The organism is Methanoculleus sp. UBA430 (assembly GCF_002506585.1).
Classification (GTDB): domain Archaea; phylum Halobacteriota; class Methanomicrobia; order Methanomicrobiales; family Methanoculleaceae; genus Methanoculleus.
The window spans coordinates 38,958-55,249 of record NZ_DAXW01000005.1; the positions used below are offsets into that span (position 1 = coordinate 38,958).

General features: G+C 64.0%; 19 protein-coding genes. 7 read left to right on the forward strand and 12 right to left on the reverse strand.

The genetic code is table 11. The features are described from left to right. Nucleotides 1-4: 4 nt before the first annotated feature. Complete coding sequence (locus tag BRA49_RS05200; RefSeq protein WP_292384107.1) at nucleotides 5-289, reverse strand: chorismate mutase; 285 nt, start codon at nucleotides 287-289, stop codon at nucleotides 5-7. A gap of 87 nt (nucleotides 290-376) precedes the next feature. Here BRA49_RS05200 and BRA49_RS05205 point away from each other — a divergent pair, with 87 nt between their 5' ends. Continuing rightward, entirely contained in the window at nucleotides 377-967 is a 591-nt protein-coding gene (locus BRA49_RS05205; protein WP_292384109.1) for a site-2 protease family protein, read from the forward strand. Between the two features lie 19 nt (nucleotides 968-986). On the opposite strand, the gene BRA49_RS05210 is transcribed toward BRA49_RS05205, so the two are convergent. The 7 genes from BRA49_RS05210 to BRA49_RS05240 all read right to left on the reverse strand — a co-directional run bounded on the left by BRA49_RS05210 (nucleotide 987) and on the right by BRA49_RS05240 (nucleotide 7,874). After that, complete coding sequence (locus tag BRA49_RS05210) at nucleotides 987-5,021, reverse strand: PAS domain S-box protein (protein WP_292384111.1); 4,035 nt, start codon at nucleotides 5,019-5,021, stop codon at nucleotides 987-989. A 197-nt stretch (nucleotides 5,022-5,218) separates the two neighbouring features. Next, nucleotides 5,219-5,845 carry a flavodoxin family protein gene (locus BRA49_RS05215; protein ID WP_292384113.1) on the reverse strand — a complete coding sequence of 209 codons (627 nt, stop codon included), beginning with the start codon at nucleotides 5,843-5,845 and terminating at the stop codon, nucleotides 5,219-5,221. Further along, nucleotides 5,842-6,453 carry a flavodoxin family protein gene (locus BRA49_RS05220; protein WP_292384114.1) on the reverse strand — a complete coding sequence of 204 codons (612 nt, stop codon included), beginning with the start codon at nucleotides 6,451-6,453 and terminating at the stop codon, nucleotides 5,842-5,844. The genes BRA49_RS05215 and BRA49_RS05220 overlap by 4 nt, the downstream gene beginning before the upstream one ends. A gap of 39 nt (nucleotides 6,454-6,492) precedes the next feature. Next, the gene (locus BRA49_RS05225; protein ID WP_292384116.1) at nucleotides 6,493-7,137 is read right to left on the reverse strand and encodes a peroxiredoxin; all 645 of its coding nucleotides are present in this window, start codon (nucleotides 7,135-7,137) and stop codon (nucleotides 6,493-6,495) included. A 2-nt stretch (nucleotides 7,138-7,139) separates the two neighbouring features. Continuing rightward, a complete protein-coding gene (locus tag BRA49_RS05230; protein ID WP_292384118.1) occupies nucleotides 7,140-7,490 on the reverse strand; it encodes a carboxymuconolactone decarboxylase family protein in 351 nt (116 codons plus the stop codon). A 5-nt stretch (nucleotides 7,491-7,495) separates the two neighbouring features. Next, on the reverse strand, nucleotides 7,496-7,621 hold the full coding sequence (locus tag BRA49_RS05235) for a desulfoferrodoxin FeS4 iron-binding domain-containing protein (protein ID WP_292384119.1): 126 nt from the start codon (nucleotides 7,619-7,621) through the stop codon (nucleotides 7,496-7,498). Between the two features lie 22 nt (nucleotides 7,622-7,643). Beyond that, entirely contained in the window at nucleotides 7,644-7,874 is a 231-nt protein-coding gene (locus tag BRA49_RS05240) for a hypothetical protein (RefSeq protein ID WP_292384121.1), read from the reverse strand. A gap of 147 nt (nucleotides 7,875-8,021) precedes the next feature. Between BRA49_RS05240 and BRA49_RS05245 the strand changes: the two genes are divergently transcribed. Beyond that, on the forward strand, nucleotides 8,022-8,630 hold the full coding sequence (locus BRA49_RS05245) for a flavodoxin family protein (RefSeq protein ID WP_292384122.1): 609 nt from the start codon (nucleotides 8,022-8,024) through the stop codon (nucleotides 8,628-8,630). Here the strand turns inward: BRA49_RS05245 and BRA49_RS05250 are convergent. Continuing rightward, on the reverse strand, nucleotides 8,622-9,488 hold the full coding sequence (locus BRA49_RS05250; RefSeq protein WP_292384123.1) for a cation diffusion facilitator family transporter: 867 nt from the start codon (nucleotides 9,486-9,488) through the stop codon (nucleotides 8,622-8,624). The genes BRA49_RS05245 and BRA49_RS05250 overlap by 9 nt on opposite strands. 88 nt (nucleotides 9,489-9,576) lie before the next feature. Here BRA49_RS05250 and BRA49_RS05255 point away from each other — a divergent pair, with 88 nt between their 5' ends. The 4 genes from BRA49_RS05255 to BRA49_RS05270 all read left to right on the forward strand — a co-directional run bounded on the left by BRA49_RS05255 (nucleotide 9,577) and on the right by BRA49_RS05270 (nucleotide 12,618). Then, nucleotides 9,577-10,077 (forward strand): rubrerythrin family protein, encoded by a 501-nt coding sequence (locus BRA49_RS05255; protein WP_292384125.1) that lies wholly within the window; start codon nucleotides 9,577-9,579, stop codon nucleotides 10,075-10,077. Between the two features lie 89 nt (nucleotides 10,078-10,166). Then, the gene (locus tag BRA49_RS05260; protein WP_292384127.1) at nucleotides 10,167-11,342 is read left to right on the forward strand and encodes an FAD-dependent oxidoreductase; all 1,176 of its coding nucleotides are present in this window, start codon (nucleotides 10,167-10,169) and stop codon (nucleotides 11,340-11,342) included. A gap of 124 nt (nucleotides 11,343-11,466) precedes the next feature. Then, the gene (gene hgcC, locus BRA49_RS05265; RefSeq protein WP_292384128.1) at nucleotides 11,467-11,748 is read left to right on the forward strand and encodes an HgcAB-associated protein HgcC; all 282 of its coding nucleotides are present in this window, start codon (nucleotides 11,467-11,469) and stop codon (nucleotides 11,746-11,748) included. 15 nt (nucleotides 11,749-11,763) lie between these two features. Continuing rightward, a complete protein-coding gene (locus BRA49_RS05270) occupies nucleotides 11,764-12,618 on the forward strand; it encodes an arsenite methyltransferase (RefSeq protein WP_292384130.1) in 855 nt (284 codons plus the stop codon). Nucleotides 12,619-12,667: 49 nt separating this feature from the next. Here BRA49_RS05270 and BRA49_RS05275 read toward each other — a convergent pair whose 3' ends face one another. Next, nucleotides 12,668-14,050, reverse strand: coding sequence for an ATP-binding protein (locus BRA49_RS05275; RefSeq protein WP_292384132.1), 1,383 nt, complete (start codon nucleotides 14,048-14,050; stop codon nucleotides 12,668-12,670). A 140-nt stretch (nucleotides 14,051-14,190) separates the two neighbouring features. On the opposite strand from BRA49_RS05275, the gene BRA49_RS05280 reads away from it, so the two are divergent. Continuing rightward, nucleotides 14,191-14,775, forward strand: a complete 585-nt coding sequence (locus BRA49_RS05280) for a CDP-alcohol phosphatidyltransferase family protein (RefSeq protein ID WP_292384133.1) — start codon at nucleotides 14,191-14,193, stop codon at nucleotides 14,773-14,775. Here BRA49_RS05280 and BRA49_RS05285 read toward each other — a convergent pair whose 3' ends face one another. Next, nucleotides 14,776-15,228 (reverse strand): LEA type 2 family protein, encoded by a 453-nt coding sequence (locus BRA49_RS05285; RefSeq protein WP_292384134.1) that lies wholly within the window; start codon nucleotides 15,226-15,228, stop codon nucleotides 14,776-14,778. It lies immediately after the preceding gene. Nucleotides 15,229-15,242: 14 nt separating this feature from the next. After that, entirely contained in the window at nucleotides 15,243-16,271 is a 1,029-nt protein-coding gene (locus BRA49_RS05290; RefSeq protein WP_292384136.1) for a DUF2341 domain-containing protein, read from the reverse strand. Nucleotides 16,272-16,292: the final 21 nt, after the last annotated feature.

A 16,292-nucleotide genomic window follows, 5' to 3' on the forward strand; every position in this document is an offset into this window, starting at 1 on the left:
TTTCTCACGGCAGGTTGCCGTCGCCGCTGCACTCCCGCTGCCGCTCCTCGCTCATATCGACCAGGATCTCAAAGATCCGCCGCACGGCGACCGGGTCGATCCGGCTCTCGACGGCGTAGGTGAAGACCCGGTCGAGGACCGCCTTGCGCTGCGGGCCGTCGTGGATGGGAAGGCTCTTCTCCTGCTTGATCCGGGCGACCTCGGCCGCGAGTCTCTGCCGCTTTGCAACCAGATCGACGATCTTCTCATCGATCTCGCGGATATCGTTCCTGACGGCGTCAAGGGACATACTCCATGGTTGGCCGCGGCCGGGGAATAAACCTGACGGCCCGGGGAAGCGAAAGGTATTATCGTGCCGGCACAAACCTGGTACCGGATGCTGCAACGTCTACCGCCACGCGAGCGCCGGGACCTCCTGATCGCGTGGCTTGCCATATCGATCGCCTTCACCCTGCTCTACGTTCGGGGCGGAGTGGACGTCAATACCTTCCTCCTCCTCTTCGTGATGTCGCTCGTCACGGTGGGGGTCGCCTTCGTCCTCCACGAGCTGGCGCACAAGTTCGCCGCCATGCGCTACGGCTACTGGGCCGAGTTCAAGAAGGACAACCAGATGCTCCTCATCGCCGTGGTGATGGCGGCGCTCGTCGGGGTCGTCTTTGCGGCGCCGGGAGCGACGTATGTCTACGGGAACGCGACGAAGGGGGAGAACGGGCGGATATCGGCGGCGGGGCCGATCACGAATCTCGTCCTCTGCATACCCTTCGCGGCTCTCGTGCTGCTCTCCGGCGGCGGGCTCCTCGGCCTCGTGGGCCTCGTCGGGCTCCGGGTCAACGCCATGATCGCCACGTTCAACATGCTCCCGATCAGCGTCCTCGACGGGCGCAAGGTCCTCGCCTGGAGCCCGGCCGTCTTTGCCGTCCTCATCGTCGCCTCCGCCGGGCTCCTCTTCTGGTCCCTCCTCCTCTGAGGGATCGGCCCACCTGTTTTCAGGATCGTCTCAGCGAAAACCGGAACGCCGCACCGCATTCCGGCCGGCCCGGCACCCGGTCGCCGACCCGGACCCGGCCGCCGTAGCGTGATACCAGCATCCGGGTGATATAGAGACCGAGACCCTGCCCGCTCTTCCGGTGCTTGCTCTGCCCGAACCGCATGAATATGGACTCTTTCATCGCGTCGGGCACCCCCGGCCCGGTATCCTCGACGGAGACCTGGACCTCGCCGTCCCGCGCCTCCACCCGGATCGTGATCTCGACCGCCGGGCCCCCGAACTTGATGGCGTTCCCGATCAGGTTCGTGAAGACCTCGGAGAGGAGTGCATCGGCCATGACCGCAAGATCCGTGCCGTCATAACAGAAGCGGATCTCCGGGAACATCCCGATCTCCTCGCGGATCACCCGATCAAGGTCGACCGGCCCGAGTACGGTCGACTCCTGGTGAATCCGGCGGATCGTCGAGACGTTTCGCAAGATCTCGATGCTCTTCCGGATGCTGGCCTGGAGTTTCTGGGCATACCCCTTCGTCTCCCCGTCAAGCGTCTCGACGAGGAGATCGGTGTAGAGGCCTGAGACGTTCTCGGCGTTCCTGATGTCGTGGCTGAGGATATCGAGGTAGAGGTTTGCCTCCCGTTCGGCCATCTCGAGCTGCCGGATCAGCATGGTGCGCTCGACGGAGGTGCCGATCTCCCTCCCTATGGCCGTAAGAAGAGAACGGTCGGCGTCCGTGAACCGGCCGCCGCTCTCGGAGACCACGTTCAGGGCCCCGATGATCCTGTCGTGCGCCATGATCGGGATGCTGGCGTAAGGGTGCGGTGTCTCGCCGCCCTCCCCCGGGTGATCGTCGTAGAACCGGGGCTCTCCTGCAACCAGCACATCCGCATAGGGCGGAGCGGCGATGTCCGGGATGCACGGCCGCGCGGGGAAGCCTTCCGGCAGCCCGTACGTGCAGACGAGCCTTGCCCTCTGCCTTCCGGGCTCGACCAGATAGATGCCGCCGCCCGCAAGGTCGAGGAGGGCGAGGGTCGCCGCAAGTACGCTCTCCAGCATCTCGTCGATATCCGTCGCGGACGTCGATACCCCGATGATCTGGTTTAAGACCGAAAGCGCCCGGTTATGGCCCTTGATCTTCGCTTCGACCTCTTTCTGGCCGGTGATATCGGTGAGCGAGGCCGTGATGCAGATGGGAACTCCGTCGCTGTCCCGGACCAGGGTCCCGGAGAACATGGCATAGAACGTCGTCCCGTCCCGCCTCCTGCCGATCCGTTCGCCGGTGTGCCGGCCGGTGCGGACGATCTTCCGGAGTGCGTTTATGGCGTTCTCCTCGTTCTGCCAGAGTTCCGTGACCCGCTTGCCGAGAACCTCGGCTGGAGAGTCGTAGCCCCACATGGTGAGAAACGCCTGGTTGACGTAGGTCAGGCGGCCGTCAGGATCGGCGATGGTGAACGCGCTTGAAGATGACGCGATTGCCATATCCCGGATCCTGAGTTCCCGCTCGGCCTCTTTCCGCCTGGTGATATCGATCCCCGACCCCATCGTGCAGATCGGCCTGCCCGCTTCATCGGTGACGACGGAGAGGGCGAGCTGCATGGGGAAGGTCGATCCGTCTTTTCGTCGCGATTTCACCTCCCCGGACCAGGCGCCGTTCCGGACGAGTTCCTCTCTGATCCGGTTCATCTCTCCCGGGTCCCCCCAGAGCACCGAGACCGGCTGCCCGACGATCTCCTCCTCCTCCCACCCGTGTATGGCGAGGGAGGCGCGGTTGGCGTAGATGATCTTCCCGTCGTGGTCGGAAAGAGAGATCCCTTCGAGCGCCGACGCTATCGCCATATCCTTGATCCAGAGTTCGAGTTCGGCCTGCCGTTGCCGGGTCACATCGCGGAGGAAATAGAGCCTCCCGGTAATCCACCCGGAATCGTCGTTCAGGGTGCTGAGCGTCTCGTCGACGAATATGACCTCTCCGCCCCTCTTGTGGTGGCTGACGACGCCGCGCCAGGTTCCGGATGATTGGAGAGCGTTTTTCGCCGCCTCCTCGTCGTCCGGGCGGGCCCACTCGATAGTGAAGAGTTCCGAGGTGTGCCGGCCGAGAGCCTCGCCAGAAGGAACGTCGTAAAGCCGTTCTGCTGCCCGGTTCATGAAGATGATCCGCCCCTCTGCGTCGGCCGCGATCACGGCGTCCTCCACCTGCGAGAGCACCCGGGCCTGGAACCGGAGTTGCTCTTCGGCCCGCTTCCGGCCGGTGACGTCGCGGCTGATCCCCAGCAGGCGCCGGACGGTCCCGTCGCTTCCCGGCGTCGGGATGAGGCGTGTCTCGAGCCAGAAACCTCCCGCCTCCCCCGGGATCAGGGTCTCATCGCTGAAAGGCCCCCCTCCTTGCTCTGCTGCGGCCAGGAGCGCCGCGATCCACCTCTCCGCGACGTCGGGCGGAAACAGTTCCCTGATGTTTTTTCCCTGCAGTTTCTCCGGATCCGTGCCGAGCAGGCGGCCGCCGGCACTGTTCACGTAGTGGACGATCCCGTCACTATCGACGAGGAAGATGACGTCCGGCGCCAGTTCCGCAAGCGTCCGGTAGCGCTCCTCGCTCTCCCTGAGCGCCTGCGCCATGCGCGTCTCCTCGGTGATATCGACGGCGGTGGCCATGATGCAGATCGGGGTTCCCGAGTCATCCTTGAGAATGGTCGCGGTAATATGGGCGGTAAATTCCGTTCCGTCGGCTTTTTTGCCGGTCAGTTTCCCGGTACACCTGCCGCGCTCCGCAAACGTCGCAAGCGCCCGCTCGACCTTCGCCGGCTCTACCCAGAACTCCGTGAGATGCCGGCCGAGAACCTCTCCAGGGTCGGTCAGCCCGCCCATCGCGAGCAGTGATGGGTTGACATGGGTGATAGTGCCGTCGAGGTCGGCGATGGCGATCGCGGCAAACGACGACTCAAGCGACACCTTCCCGATCAGGAGTTCCTTCTCCGCTTCCTTCCTCTCCGTGATATCGGAGTGCGTCCCGGCGATCCGGAGCGGCGTCCCGCTCTCGTCGCGCGTGACCACCTGGAGCCGGTCGAGCACGTAGACCCATTCCCCCGATGCGGACTTCATCCGGAACTCCATCTCGCAGCGGTCGCGAACTCCTGCGGCCATCCCGGCGAGCGCCGCCTCCACGCGGTCGCGGTCCTCCGGATGAACGAGCGCGAGAATCGTGGGGATCGTGGGCACGAACGCCCCCGGCGCGTAGCCGAGCATCGTGAAACCCCGGGGACTGTAAAATATTGCGCCGGAACCGACGTCCCAGTCGACCAGCCCGTCGTTTGTCGCCGAGAGCGCGAGGTTCAGCCGCTCCTCGCTCTCCTGCAGCGCCCGCTCCGCGCGTCTCCGCCCGGTCGCGTCGAGGAGCGACATCACCGAGCGGTTCGTTCCCGGTATCAGGCCGATGGTGACCTCGACGACGTGGATGGTGCCGGAACGGTCGACGAACGAGAAGGAGTAGTTCATCGGCGTGGTTCCGGGTTCCTGTCGGCGGAGGGCGTGATACCCTGCGATCCGTTCTCGCTCGTCGTCGGAGGCGATGAACTCGGTCAGCCGCTTTACCCCGACGATCTCATCCCGCGAATACCCGGAGAGCCGCTCGAACTCCGTGTTCGCGAGCGTTATGGTGCCGTCGCCTTCGATCAGGATCGTTGCCGTCCCGGTATACTCGACGATCTTCTCGTAGTCGTCCGGTGTTTTGCGAAAGAAGAGCAGCCAGCCCTCGCCGGACGGCGCCCTTCGGCCCGAGCAGCGGTACCGCTCCCCCCTTCCGTCCGGGGCGCGGAGCCGGCACTCGAACTCCGGGATCCCGTCCCCGGTCGCGCTCCGGACCCGCCCGGCGACCTCGTCGACAACCTGTTCCGGTTCGCCCCCGGTGAGCCGGCGGAAGGCCGCGTTCGCCAGGATGACGGTGAGGTCTTCACCGACGAGGAGGATCCCGAGGTCGATCGCGTCGAGTATCCGGTACTCCGGCAATATACTGCAGGGATCTTGTGGTGGCTCGACGGGGGTCACATACAGGTCCTTCCCTTCTCCTCGAGAGCATTATATACTGCTACTGGAGGTGAATTCAATGGGGTTTTATTAAATGGTTCCGGTTTCTTATCGGGGAAAGATCTACTTGATTCGTTTATTACACGCTGTCCTGAACCCCCGACCCTGATCGGCGTGCGGGAAAGGTTATTGATAGTTGCTCCCCGGAGAGGAAACGATCAGGCCCCGGGCTCCTCCGCGATCTGCATTTTCCTGATGAGGACGACCACACTCCGCCCTTTCTCCCGCGCCTCGGCGAGCGCGGTGGGATGCCCCCCAACCCCGCCGTAGCGGTCCATGTCGTTTGCGATGACGTTGTCCCAGTACTCGAACCCGGTGGTGTTGAAGAACGCCGTGAGTGCCGGAAACGCCGCGTCGAAGACGTTCTCCCACCCGAGCCCTGCGGTCGATACGAAGATCCCCTTGTGGTGGCGGATGTGTTCGTCCGTGAAGTAGAGGTTCTTCAGGATGAACTTGCGCGCCCAGAAGTACTGGGCCCGGTCGATCAGCCCCTTCGCCTCCGCCGTGATCCCCATCGAGTAGATGGGCGACGCGAGGACCAGGACGTCGACGGCGGTTATCTTCTCCAGGACCGCCGTGAGGTCGTCGCTGATGACGCAGACCCCGGTCCGGTGACAGGCGTTGCACCCCCGGCACGAGGTGAAGTCGAGCTGCCGGAGGACGACCTTCTCGACATCGCCTCCCGCCTCGCGGGCACCCTCGAGGACGGCGTCAAGCAGGGTCTCGGTGTTCCCGTGCCGCCGGGGGCTCCCGGAGATCCCGAGGACTTTTACGGTCTCGCTCATGCCACGCCCACTTCCCGCAGGTGTCTGACGACCTCCCGAGCCAGAGCCGCTGCGTCGGCCTTCGCGGTCGGGTGGCGCTCAATCGCGCCCTTCTCGTCGACGCCGTTCACCATCAGGTACCGGATATCCGTATTCCTGATATCGACGACGTGAAAGAGGCACTTCACCGATGGGATCGCTGCGTCAAAGACGTAATCCCAGTTCTGTCCGGCGGTCGATAGGAAGATCCCGACTCGCTTCCCCTTCCGCTCCGGCGGGACGATCGGGAGGTGGAGAACGTACTTCCGGGAGCGGAAGACCTGGGCCCGGTCGACCAGCGCCTTCGCCTGGGCGCAAAGCCCCATGCAGTAGATGGGGGATGCGAGGATGATGCAGTCGGCCGCGATGATCCGGTCGTGGAGGTAGTCCATGTAGTCCCGCTGGACGCACCGGTTGAGCGTCTCGCAGACGTTGCACCCGCGGCAGGGCCTGATGTCGGCCTCGGCGACGACGATCTTTTCAACCGCAGCCCCTTGCTCCTCCATCGCCGCGAGCACCCAGTCGAGGAGGATCTCGGAGTTCCCGTGGCGGCGGGGGGAAGTCGCAAACGCGAGGACGTCAATGGTCATATACTGAGTATGTCGGCCCGAAGGCAAAAAAAGTACAGGTTAGAGTTTCTTGAAGCAGAGGTACCAGTCTTTGCACTCGTAGCCTTCTTTCATCCGCTTCTCGATCCCCTCGGGAGTCGTCGGGGCCGGGACGATCACCTTCTCGCCGGGTTCCCAGTTTGCCGGCGTCGCGATGCCGTGCGCGTCCGAGGTCTGGAGGGCCTTCGTGAGCCGCAGGATCTCGGGCATGGAACGGCCGTTGGACATCGGGTAGTAGAGCATGGCACGCATGATCCCTTTGTCGTCGATGAAGAAGACCGTCCTGATCGTCGAGGTGCTGCTCTGGCCGGGGTGGAGCATCCCGTAGGTCTTGGCGACCTTCATGTCGAGGTCGGCGATGATCGGGAAGGGTATCTCGACGCCCATCTTCTCCTTGATGTTCCTCGTCCAGGCAAGGTGCGAGTGGACGCTGTCGATCGAGAGGCCGACGAGCTGGACGTTCAGTCCCTTGAGTTCGTCGGCGATCCCGGCAAACGCCATGAACTCCGTCGTGCAGACCGGCGTGAAGTCGGCCGGGTGGGAGAAGAGGATGACCCACTTTCCCTTGAGATCGGAGAGTTTCAGGCGTCCCTGGGTGGTCAGCGCGTCGAACTCCGGTGCTTTCTCCCCGATAACCGGCATCTGGAGTACTGCTTCGGGTTCCATGACTATCTCCTCGGGCGGTTGCCCAGGTACTCCTCGAGAGCGGTCTTGCCGTGGACATAGGCCGGCATCCCCGCGAGCAGGAACGCAACCCGAAGCCCCTCCTCGATCTCTTCCTTCGATACGCCGAGGTTCGCGGCACCGGCCATCTGCGCCCGGACGGCGTGTCCGTCCCGGAGTGCTGCGGCGATTGCGATCGCGATGACTTTCTTCGTCTGTCTCGAGAGGGCGCCGTCGGCCCAGATCACCTGGTCGAGCCCCATGACCTTCCCATAGAGGTCGGGGTCGGTCTGCTTCAGCTCCTTGAAGATCTCGGGAACCTTCCCGATCTTCTCTTCGAGTCTCTTCTCTTCCATGCCGATCACTCCTCAAGCACCATCGGCTCGCCGCAGCAGACCAGTTCTCCGCCGCCGGCCTCCATCACCTGGACCACATTTCCGCAGATCTCGCAATGGTAGACCTGTCCTTTTGCCGAGACATTCACCATCCTTCTCACCTCATAGTTCTGATTATTTCTTCCTTTCCGGGGGGTTCATGACGTCTTCCGGGGTCTTGATATCCGGCCGGATGTGGGTCATCGGGAAGCAGTTATACATTTCGCAGGCGCAGGTCGGGCACTTGACGAGGTCCGCATCGGTGCTGTCGACACGGACTTCTCGCCCGCAGTCGATACAGATGTAGCGGCCGGGGCCCGGCTTCTCTCCTGCCTTCGCTGTTTTGCTGGTTCCTGGTTCAACCACAGAAAATCACCGAACTGTTACTATTATTTCAAGGTATTTAGCAGTTGTCAACCTGACAAGCACCGGATCGGGGGGGGTGTCCGGTTATCCGGGCCCGTACCCGGGGAGCCCGCATCTTATTAATAGGGTCGTGCATAACCCTGCACCATGCCCAAGAAGGTTATCGCGCTGCTCGGGAGCCCGATCCTCGACGGAAACACCGCTCGCCTCCTCGAGGAGGCTATCCGGGGTGCCGGGGACGCCGGGTGCGAGGTCGAGAAGATCGAGGTCGCGCAGATGGATGTCCTGCCCTGCATGGAGTTCTTCCAGTGCAAGGGGAGCGAGACCTGCCTGATCCAGGACGAGATGACGGAGATCTTCCGGAAGTTCCGGGAGATGGACGGCCTGATCGTCGCGACGCCGGTGATGACGATGGGCATCCCCGGCAGGCTCAAGTCCTTCATCGACCGGTTCCAGGTCTTCTACATGGCCAAATACCACCGGAATCACTCTTTCATCTCCCCCGAACGGCGAAAAGAGCGCAAAATGCTCTTCATATCGATCGCGGGGATGAACATCCCGAACGTCTTTGATGGGGTCCTGATGACCGCTCATGCGTTCGGGGAGATCATCGACTGCCCCCTCTGGGGCAAGGTGCTCCAGAACGATATGGACACTATCCAGGATATCACCACGCGGCCGGATGTGATGGAAGCCGCCTACCGGAAGGGGCGTGAACTCGGGCACCTCCTTGCCGGCGGCAACCCCTCACCGTGAGGTGTCGGGCTCGATGTGGACGACGACCTCAGCGAGCCCCGGCACCGTCTCTTTGAGCCGCCGCTCCACCTCCTCGGATATATCGTGGGCGCGGGAGACCGGGAGGCCCGGATCAACGACGATATGAATATCGGCAAAGATTTCCCCCGGTTTGCCCCGGCACCGGAACTCGTGGTACCCGGCAACCCCGGGAGTGTCCGTCACCACCGCCCGGATGAGGGCCGGGTCGCAGGGGAGGTTCATCGTGTCGGTGAGGACCTGTGCGGCGTCGTAGAGGATCGAAAGCCCCATCCTCGCGATGAGGAGGCCGATGGCAAACGCGATGAGCGGGTCGGCCGCCGGGAACCCGAGCCTGACGGCTATAAATCCCCCGATGACCGCGACGGAGACGAAGACGTCGCTTCTGGTGTGCTGGGAGTCGGCGACCAGGATCTGGCTCTGGTACTCTTCGCCGCGCCGACGTTCGTAGGTGGAGACGGCGATGTTGATCGCGAGCGTCGCGAGCATCACCCCGACGGTGACCGCGGTGATATCGGGCGTGACCGGGACGATGAGGCGCCGGTACCCCTCATAGAGGATCCCTGCCGCGGTCAGGAGGAGCATCGCCCCGATGACGAGCGTCCCGAGCGTCTCGATCTTGCCGTGGCCGTAGGGATGCTCCGGGTCGGGAGGCCTCCCTGCAAAGTAGAGGGCGACGATCCCGACGACGTTTGAGAACGAGTCGAACCCCGAGTGGAAGGCATCGGCCACCATGCTCACCGATCCGGCGAGCAGGCCGAAGATCGCTTTTGCGAGTGCAACGGCAAGATTCAGCGCGAGGACGAGGATGAAGACTCGCTGCACCCGGTTACCTTGCATGCCTCCCGGTAGTGGCGCTCCCCCGGGATAGGGTTTCCGGCGATAGTGGTGAAAGGTTTAATAGGACCCTTTTCGAAATGATCCATCTATGCCGACTGATGAGAACGCTCAGAACGCGTATGCCGGGGAGTCCCAGGCGAACAGGAAATACTCGGTCTTTGCCGAGAAAGCAGCCGCCGAGGGCTACCCCACGGTAGGAAAACTCTTCCGGGCGGCGAGCGAGGCGGAAGCCATCCACGCAAAGCGCCTCCTCTTCATCTTGAACGCCGTCGGGAGCACCGAGGAGAACCTCAAAGGTGCGATGGAGGGGGAGAACCACGAGTTCATGGAGATGTATCCCCCGTTCGTCGCCGAGGCGAAGAAGGAGCGGAAGAACGAGGCCGCGATCGTCTTCACCCACGCCATGAAGGCCGAAGAGGTGCACGCGAACCTCTACCTCCAGGCGCTCGAGGCCGTCCGGGAAGGAAACGACCTCGACGTGGGGGCGATCTACCTCTGCCCGGTCTGCGGCAACATCGAGATCGGGGCGGCACCGGAGAAGTGCCCGATCTGCGGGGTTCCGGCACGGATGTTCCGCGAGATCCAGTAACTCTCTTTTTCGTCTTCCCCGTTGCGCCCGGGTTTTGCGGGCCGGTCACCCTCATAACATAAATAGGGCTCCTGAGATACTCAACTTCCATGGCAGGCGTGAAGGTCTACACAACGGAGAGCTGCCCCTACTGCCGGATGGTCGAGACGTTCTTCCGGAAGCACGGCGTCGAGTACGAGCACGTCGACGTCGGGAAGGACCGCGAGGCGGCCCGGGAGATGATCCGGGTTTCGGGACAGCGGGGGGTGCCGGTCACCGTCTTCGGCGACGAGGTGATCGTCGGGTTCGATACGAAGAGGCTCAAGGAACTCTTCGGAACGCCGATCGGGAAGGCGGTCTACGATGTCGCCATCGTGGGCGCAGGACCTGCCGGGCTGACCGCCGCGGTCTACTCCGCCCGGAAACTCTTGAAGACCGTCGTCATAGCGGAGAACATCGGCGGCCAGGCAGCCTGGAGCTGGGCGATCGAGAACTACATGGGGTTCTCGACGATCTCGGGAGGGGAACTCCTCCACAAGTTCGAGGAGCAGGTCCGGGGGCTCGACGTCCGTCTCGAGCTCGACAGCGTCCGGAGCATCGAGCGAGAGGACGACTCCTTCGTCGTCCGGATGGTCACGGAGAACGTCTACCGCTGCCGGACGGTCATTCTTGCCTCGGGGAAGGAACCCCGGAGACTGGGGCTCCCGGGTGAGGACCGGCTGATGGGGAGGGGCGTCTCCATCTGTGCGATCTGCGATGCCCCGCTCTTCCGTGATAAGCCCGTCGCCGTCGTCGGCGGCGGCAACGCGGCACTCCAGACCGCCATCGAGATGAAGAAGTTCGCGAGGTCCGTGGTTCTGGTCGCCCGGAGCGCCCTCCGGTGCGACGAGGTTTACGTTGCCCGGGCCGAGGAGGCGGGTATCCGGACCTTCCTCAACCATGAGGTGACGGAGCTCCACGGTGAGGCGGCCCTGACCGGGATCACGATCCGCGACCACGAGACCGGGGAGGAGACGGCCCTTGACGTGGACGGGCTCTTCCTCGCGATCGGGCTTGTGCCGAACACGCGGTTCCTGGGAGACCTCGTGGCCCTGAATGAGCGCAACGAGATCCTCATCGACGAGAACGGTCACACGAACGTTCCCGGGATCTTTGCGGCCGGGGACGCGACCTGCGTCAAGGCCAAACAGATCATCGTCGCCGCCGGGGATGGGGCGAAGGCGGCGCTCTCGGCACACGAGTATCTCGAGAGCGAACGGGGAGAAGAACAGACCGTCTGTGCGTGAAGGCCGCGGGGGTCCATCCCCCCGCTTCACCCCGGCGGTGGCCACCGCCATCAGTATTTTCAGAAATTTCTGAATATTCAGAATGTCTATATGCTCAGGGTGCCAACCCTGATCCGTGAGCAGTATGGAAGATACTCCAAACGTTGAGCGAAGGTCCTCCTGCGCCGGGGCCTGCACGATCGAGGCGGTCGTGAGCGTCGACGCACGGGGGCAGGTGGTACTCCCGAAGGAGATCCGCGACCGTGCGGGGATCGCACCCGGCGACCGGCTTGCGGTCGTCTTCTGGGAGAAGGAAGGGGACGTCTGCTGCATCACGCTGATCAAGGCGAGCCACTTCAACGGCATGGTGACGACGCTGCTCTCTCCCATGGCGGAAGATCTCGCAGGCAGAGGAGAACAGGACTGACCGGGAGGTATCGATATGAAGAAGGAAGACATTCACAAACAGGTGCGCACCGCCTATGGGCAGGTTGCCCGGCAGGGCGGGTGCGGGTGCAGCACCGGGTGCTGCGGCACCGGTATGACGGCAGATTCGGTGAGTCTCGGGCTCGGCTACTCGGAGGAAGACCTCGCACAGGTGCCGGAGGGCGCGAACCTGGGGCTCGGGTGCGGCAACCCGGTGGCGCTCGCCTCTCTCCGGGAGGGGGAGGTCGTCCTCGACCTGGGGTCGGGGGCGGGGTTCGACTCCTTCCTTGCGGCGGAACGGGTCGGCCCGGCGGGCCGGGTCATCGGGGTCGACATGACGCACGATATGCTTGATAAGGCGCGGGAAAACGCGAAGCGCGGCGGCCGCACGAACGTGGAGTTCCGCCTCGGCGAGATCGAGCACCTGCCGGTGGCGGACGCCTCGGTCGACGTGGTCATCTCGAACTGCGTCATCAACCTCTCCCCCGATAAACCGCAGGTCTTTCGAGAGGCGTTCCGGGCCCTCCGCCCCGGCGGGAGGCTCATGGTCTCCGACATCGTGCTCGCGGCACCGCTCCCGGCAGAGGTCCGGGACTCGGCGCTCCTCTACAACAGCTGCGTTGCAGGAGCATTGCTCAAGACCGAATACCTCGGCCATATCGCCGGTGCGGGCTTTACGGAGGTCACGGTCCAGGGTGAGACGGTCTTCCCGCTCGAGCATATCGTGAGCGAGCCGGACCTCGCCGCGATCCTCGAGGGCGTGGCCCTCAATGAGGGCGGGAGGGCGTCGCTTGAGAAGAGCATCGTGAGCATCAAGGTCGCCGCCAGGAAACCGGCGGGCTGCACCTGCACCTGCGGCGGGACGCGGTAACCCGCTCCGTTTTTACGCGGGCCTCTCCCGGTCCCCCGGGAGAGGGGGGCTACCTCTCGATCCCGAGGTCTTCGAGGTCCGCAACGTAGAATCCTTCGGCCCGAAGCGCTGCCTTGCCCTCGATGGTGCGGGCAGCGATGCCGGTGGTCGTCGGCCGGACAAGGGCCTTCACGAGAGGTATCTTCTCCTCCAGGGTGGCAAGGATGCCGTGCGCCTCGGAAAGCGAGAGGTCGCGGTTCTTGATCTCGACGGCGAGGTTCCCCTCCGGGCCAAGGGCGAGAAGGTCGATCTCGTCCCCCCGGCGATTCCACCAGGGGCCGATCTCCTCGTACCCCTTCTCGAGGTCACGGGCGAGGAGGATTCGCAACATCTCCTCGAAGGCCAGGCCTGAGAAACCCCGCCACTCCCGGAGGATTCGGTCCTTTAAGAGGTCGAAGCGGCCGCTCTCGTACAGGCTCATGTTCCGATAGATGTAGTGCGCATAGAACCGGAAGAAGTTGTCCGCAAAGACGTACCTGCCCATCTTCGAGCGTTTTCCCCGCTCGGTGACCGGGACCCGGTAATCGACGACCCCGAGGAGGTCGACAAGGTCGTGCAGGTACGGGGGGAGCGAGGTCGGGGGGAGGCGAACAACGTCGGCAATCTCCTTCTGGGTTCTCTTCCCCATGGCGATAGCAGCGAGGATCTCGTAGTAGGTCGCGTGCTCCCGCCCGAACTCCTCGATCACAACATCACTCATCTCCCGGCGGAGGGGAGCGAGGTCGTTCAGGATGAGTCGATCGAGGGCGCTATCGAGGTCGGTGCACTCATACTTCTCAAGGAAGGTGTAATAGTAGATCGTCCCGCCGAAGAGGAGGTAGAGGTCGAGTTGCTCTGCCGGGTCCCGGACACCCAGGTCGTCGAGGATCGTAAGGCACTCCCGGGGGCCGAACGGACGAAGCGTCAGGATGTTGTCGGCCCGCCGGAAGAGGGGGGCGTTTCCTTCGAGAAAGATCTCCCGGATCATCCCGACCGACGAACCCGAGACGATGATGAAGAGGTACGCGTTCTGCCTCTTTGTGTCCCAGAACCGCTGCATCTGGGAGATAAACGAGGGGTGGATCTTGAGGAACCGCTGAAACTCATCGAAGACGACGATCAGGGGCTGATCGTAGGAGAAGAGGAACTCCAGAAGTGCTTCTGGAGTGTCGGCCCTGATGTAGGCGGGGAGGTCGAGCGCCTCTGCCGTCAACCTCCAGAACTCCTCCATGAGGGCTTCGATACTCTTGTTCGCATCGACATAGAAGTAGAGGGCCGGTTTTCCCCTGCAGAACTCCCTGATCAGCTCGGTCTTGCCAACCCTTCGTCTGCCGGTGACGACGAGAAAGGAGGGGGCCCGGGCGTAGAGGTGCTCCATCAGCTGGAGTTCCCGCTCCCTGCCATAAAACTTCATAGTGATTATTGATATAATTATTATAAATATAATCATTATGGTGCCGTCGCCCGGAGACACCCTTATCTCTGAGAACGACGATTCCCCGCCATGGATCGGTCGGGGGCACTTGCGGTTCTCCTCCCCGGGGAGCGGGCCGGGTGATCGAGGAGCATCTCCGGGCGAGGACGAACGGGATGCTCGCTCGGGTGGCAGGCCTCGTCGCCTGGACCGGGGCGACCCCGAACACCCTCACCCTGCTCGGGTTCTTCGGGATGGCCGGTGCCGGCATCCTCTGCGCCTCAGGATCGTTCTTTCTTGCCGGAGTCACTGTTGCCGCGTCGTGCATCTTTGACGCGCTCGATGGGGCGCTCGCCCGGGTGACCGGCGCCACTTCAATCTTCGGCGCGTTCTTCGACTCGTTCCTGGACCGCTACGCCGAGGCGGCGGTCTACGCCGGGCTCCTCGTCTACTACGCGGGAGCAGGAACCCCCTGGGGCATCGAGGCCGCCTTCGCCGCCGCGATCGGGTCGCTGATGGTCAGTTATGCACGGGCCCGGGCTGAGGGGCTTGGGATCGCGTGCCGGGCCGGCCTCTTCGCCCGGCCGGAACGGCTCGCGGTCATCATCGCCGGCCTCGTCACCGGCTTCATCCTCCCGGCGCTCATCCTCCTCGCGGTCGGCACGAACGCCACCGCGGTGCGAAGGCTCCTCGCTGTCCGGGGGGCGGCAGGTCCAGGCCCCTGATCAGGCCACTTGCACCTCCGTCGTCCGGTCGAAGGGGACCTCGAAGGTCGCGATGCCGTAGTCGAAGACGCCCGTTCCGCTCACCCGGAGCGTGATCGCCCCATTCGAGAGACCCTGGAGGAGCGCCTGGACAAGCCGCAGGTTATCGACGGTCACCGGGATCGAGACGGTGGTCGTCCCCCGCGGCCGGACGGAGAACCCTCCCCGCTCCCCGTGCGCGAGGAAGACCCATTGCCCATCGTCGAGGAAGGAGACGTTGAACGCGACCCGGTTCAGGGTGGCGCCGATGGGGTTGGGGTTCTCGATGGTGACCTGCAGCGAGAGGTCGACGCTCTGCAGGGTGACGTTCTCGACTGTGACGTTCTCGACGGTGACGGTCGGCTCCTGGAGCGGGGGGGCCGCACACCCGGCGCTGCAGAGCAGGACGGCGACGATGACGGCGAGAGATCGCATGCCTTTCGCCCCCTTTATGAGCTCCCTCCATAGGAGAGCACCGGTTCGACGGGGGAAAACCTCCCAACAACGATGTTGTCGGCGTAGAAGTGGTGCGGGTCGCCGGAGGCCCATGCGGACGACCCGATCAGCGCGACGTCGGTGAAGACCGTCCCGGCCGGGACCGGCGCTCCGTCGGCGAACCGGAGCGGCGCCTGCCCGAGGTGCTCGCCGTCCACCCACGCGTCTTCGGTGGCGTTCTGGGGGTCCAGGATGACTTTGACGTGGTACCAGGTATCGGTCTCTGCCCGGGCATCGGCGGAGAAGTTCCGGTGGGTGCCGTCGTAGTGCTGCATGGAGCCGTTCCGGAGGTGGAAGGCGTAGAGCCGGTCGGTCTCGTTCCAGGCCTGGAGGTAGCCCGAGCCGCACCACCGCCCGAACTCGCTGACCCGGAAGTCGCCCTCGATGACGATGGGCCCGGAGGAGATGTTCGCAAGGCAGACCCGGTTGTTCGCGAGGTGCCGGAGGTCGGGCTCGGAGACGTTGATATCTCCGGCGTATGCGCCGTCGCGGACGACCCCCGACTGGACAATGGCGCTGGAACCGCAGAACGACCACCGCGAGAGGTTGCCCCGCTCGTAGTCCTCAAAGAAGAGGAAGACGGCGTCGGGATCGCTCGCGTCCCGGGCTGCCGGGTTGCCGTAGAGCATGGTGATCGCGGTCGCGTTCGCCGGGAGGGCGAGCCAGACGCGGGCGTGAGCGCCGTCAGTGACGTTCTCGGTCCAGTGGGGGATGGCGGTCCCGCTCCTGTCCACGAACCGGATGTCGGCGAAGTCCGGCCGCATCCCCGGGAGGTAGGTGGCGTTGAAGGCGACCGCAAGCCCGTCGACCCCGGAGGGGTTCGCGACCGAGATCTCCTGCTCCCGGGCGGAGGTCTCGACGGTCGTCGTGATGCCGGAGGCATCCGTGACGAGGACGTCGGCGGGCGCCGGGACGGCCCCCGCGGGGGCGATGAGGAGCAGCACGACGGCTCCCCCGATGAGAACGATCCAGCCGTTATCCATGGTGGCGTTCCCTTACATCCC

Coding starts and splice junctions, on each gene's coding strand:
- BRA49_RS05275 (WP_292384132.1), bottom strand. CDS start 14,050: ATGAAGTTTTATGGCAGGGAGCGGGAACTCCAGCTGATGGAGCACCTC.
- BRA49_RS05220 (WP_292384114.1), bottom strand. CDS start 6,453: ATGACCATTGACGTCCTCGCGTTTGCGACTTCCCCCCGCCGCCACGGG.
- BRA49_RS05225 (WP_292384116.1), bottom strand. CDS start 7,137: ATGGAACCCGAAGCAGTACTCCAGATGCCGGTTATCGGGGAGAAAGCA.
- BRA49_RS05270 (WP_292384130.1), top strand. CDS start 11,764: ATGAAGAAGGAAGACATTCACAAACAGGTGCGCACCGCCTATGGGCAG.
- hgcC (WP_292384128.1), top strand. CDS start 11,467: ATGGAAGATACTCCAAACGTTGAGCGAAGGTCCTCCTGCGCCGGGGCC.
- BRA49_RS05215 (WP_292384113.1), bottom strand. CDS start 5,845: ATGAGCGAGACCGTAAAAGTCCTCGGGATCTCCGGGAGCCCCCGGCGG.
- BRA49_RS05290 (WP_292384136.1), bottom strand. CDS start 16,271: ATGGATAACGGCTGGATCGTTCTCATCGGGGGAGCCGTCGTGCTGCTC.
- BRA49_RS05255 (WP_292384125.1), top strand. CDS start 9,577: ATGCCGACTGATGAGAACGCTCAGAACGCGTATGCCGGGGAGTCCCAG.
- BRA49_RS05235 (WP_292384119.1), bottom strand. CDS start 7,621: ATGGTGAATGTCTCGGCAAAAGGACAGGTCTACCATTGCGAGATCTGC.
- BRA49_RS05205 (WP_292384109.1), top strand. CDS start 377: ATGCTGCAACGTCTACCGCCACGCGAGCGCCGGGACCTCCTGATCGCG.
- BRA49_RS05285 (WP_292384134.1), bottom strand. CDS start 15,228: ATGCGATCTCTCGCCGTCATCGTCGCCGTCCTGCTCTGCAGCGCCGGG.
- BRA49_RS05200 (WP_292384107.1), bottom strand. CDS start 289: ATGTCCCTTGACGCCGTCAGGAACGATATCCGCGAGATCGATGAGAAG.
- BRA49_RS05245 (WP_292384122.1), top strand. CDS start 8,022: ATGCCCAAGAAGGTTATCGCGCTGCTCGGGAGCCCGATCCTCGACGGA.
- BRA49_RS05260 (WP_292384127.1), top strand. CDS start 10,167: ATGGCAGGCGTGAAGGTCTACACAACGGAGAGCTGCCCCTACTGCCGG.
- BRA49_RS05250 (WP_292384123.1), bottom strand. CDS start 9,488: ATGCAAGGTAACCGGGTGCAGCGAGTCTTCATCCTCGTCCTCGCGCTG.
- BRA49_RS05230 (WP_292384118.1), bottom strand. CDS start 7,490: ATGGAAGAGAAGAGACTCGAAGAGAAGATCGGGAAGGTTCCCGAGATC.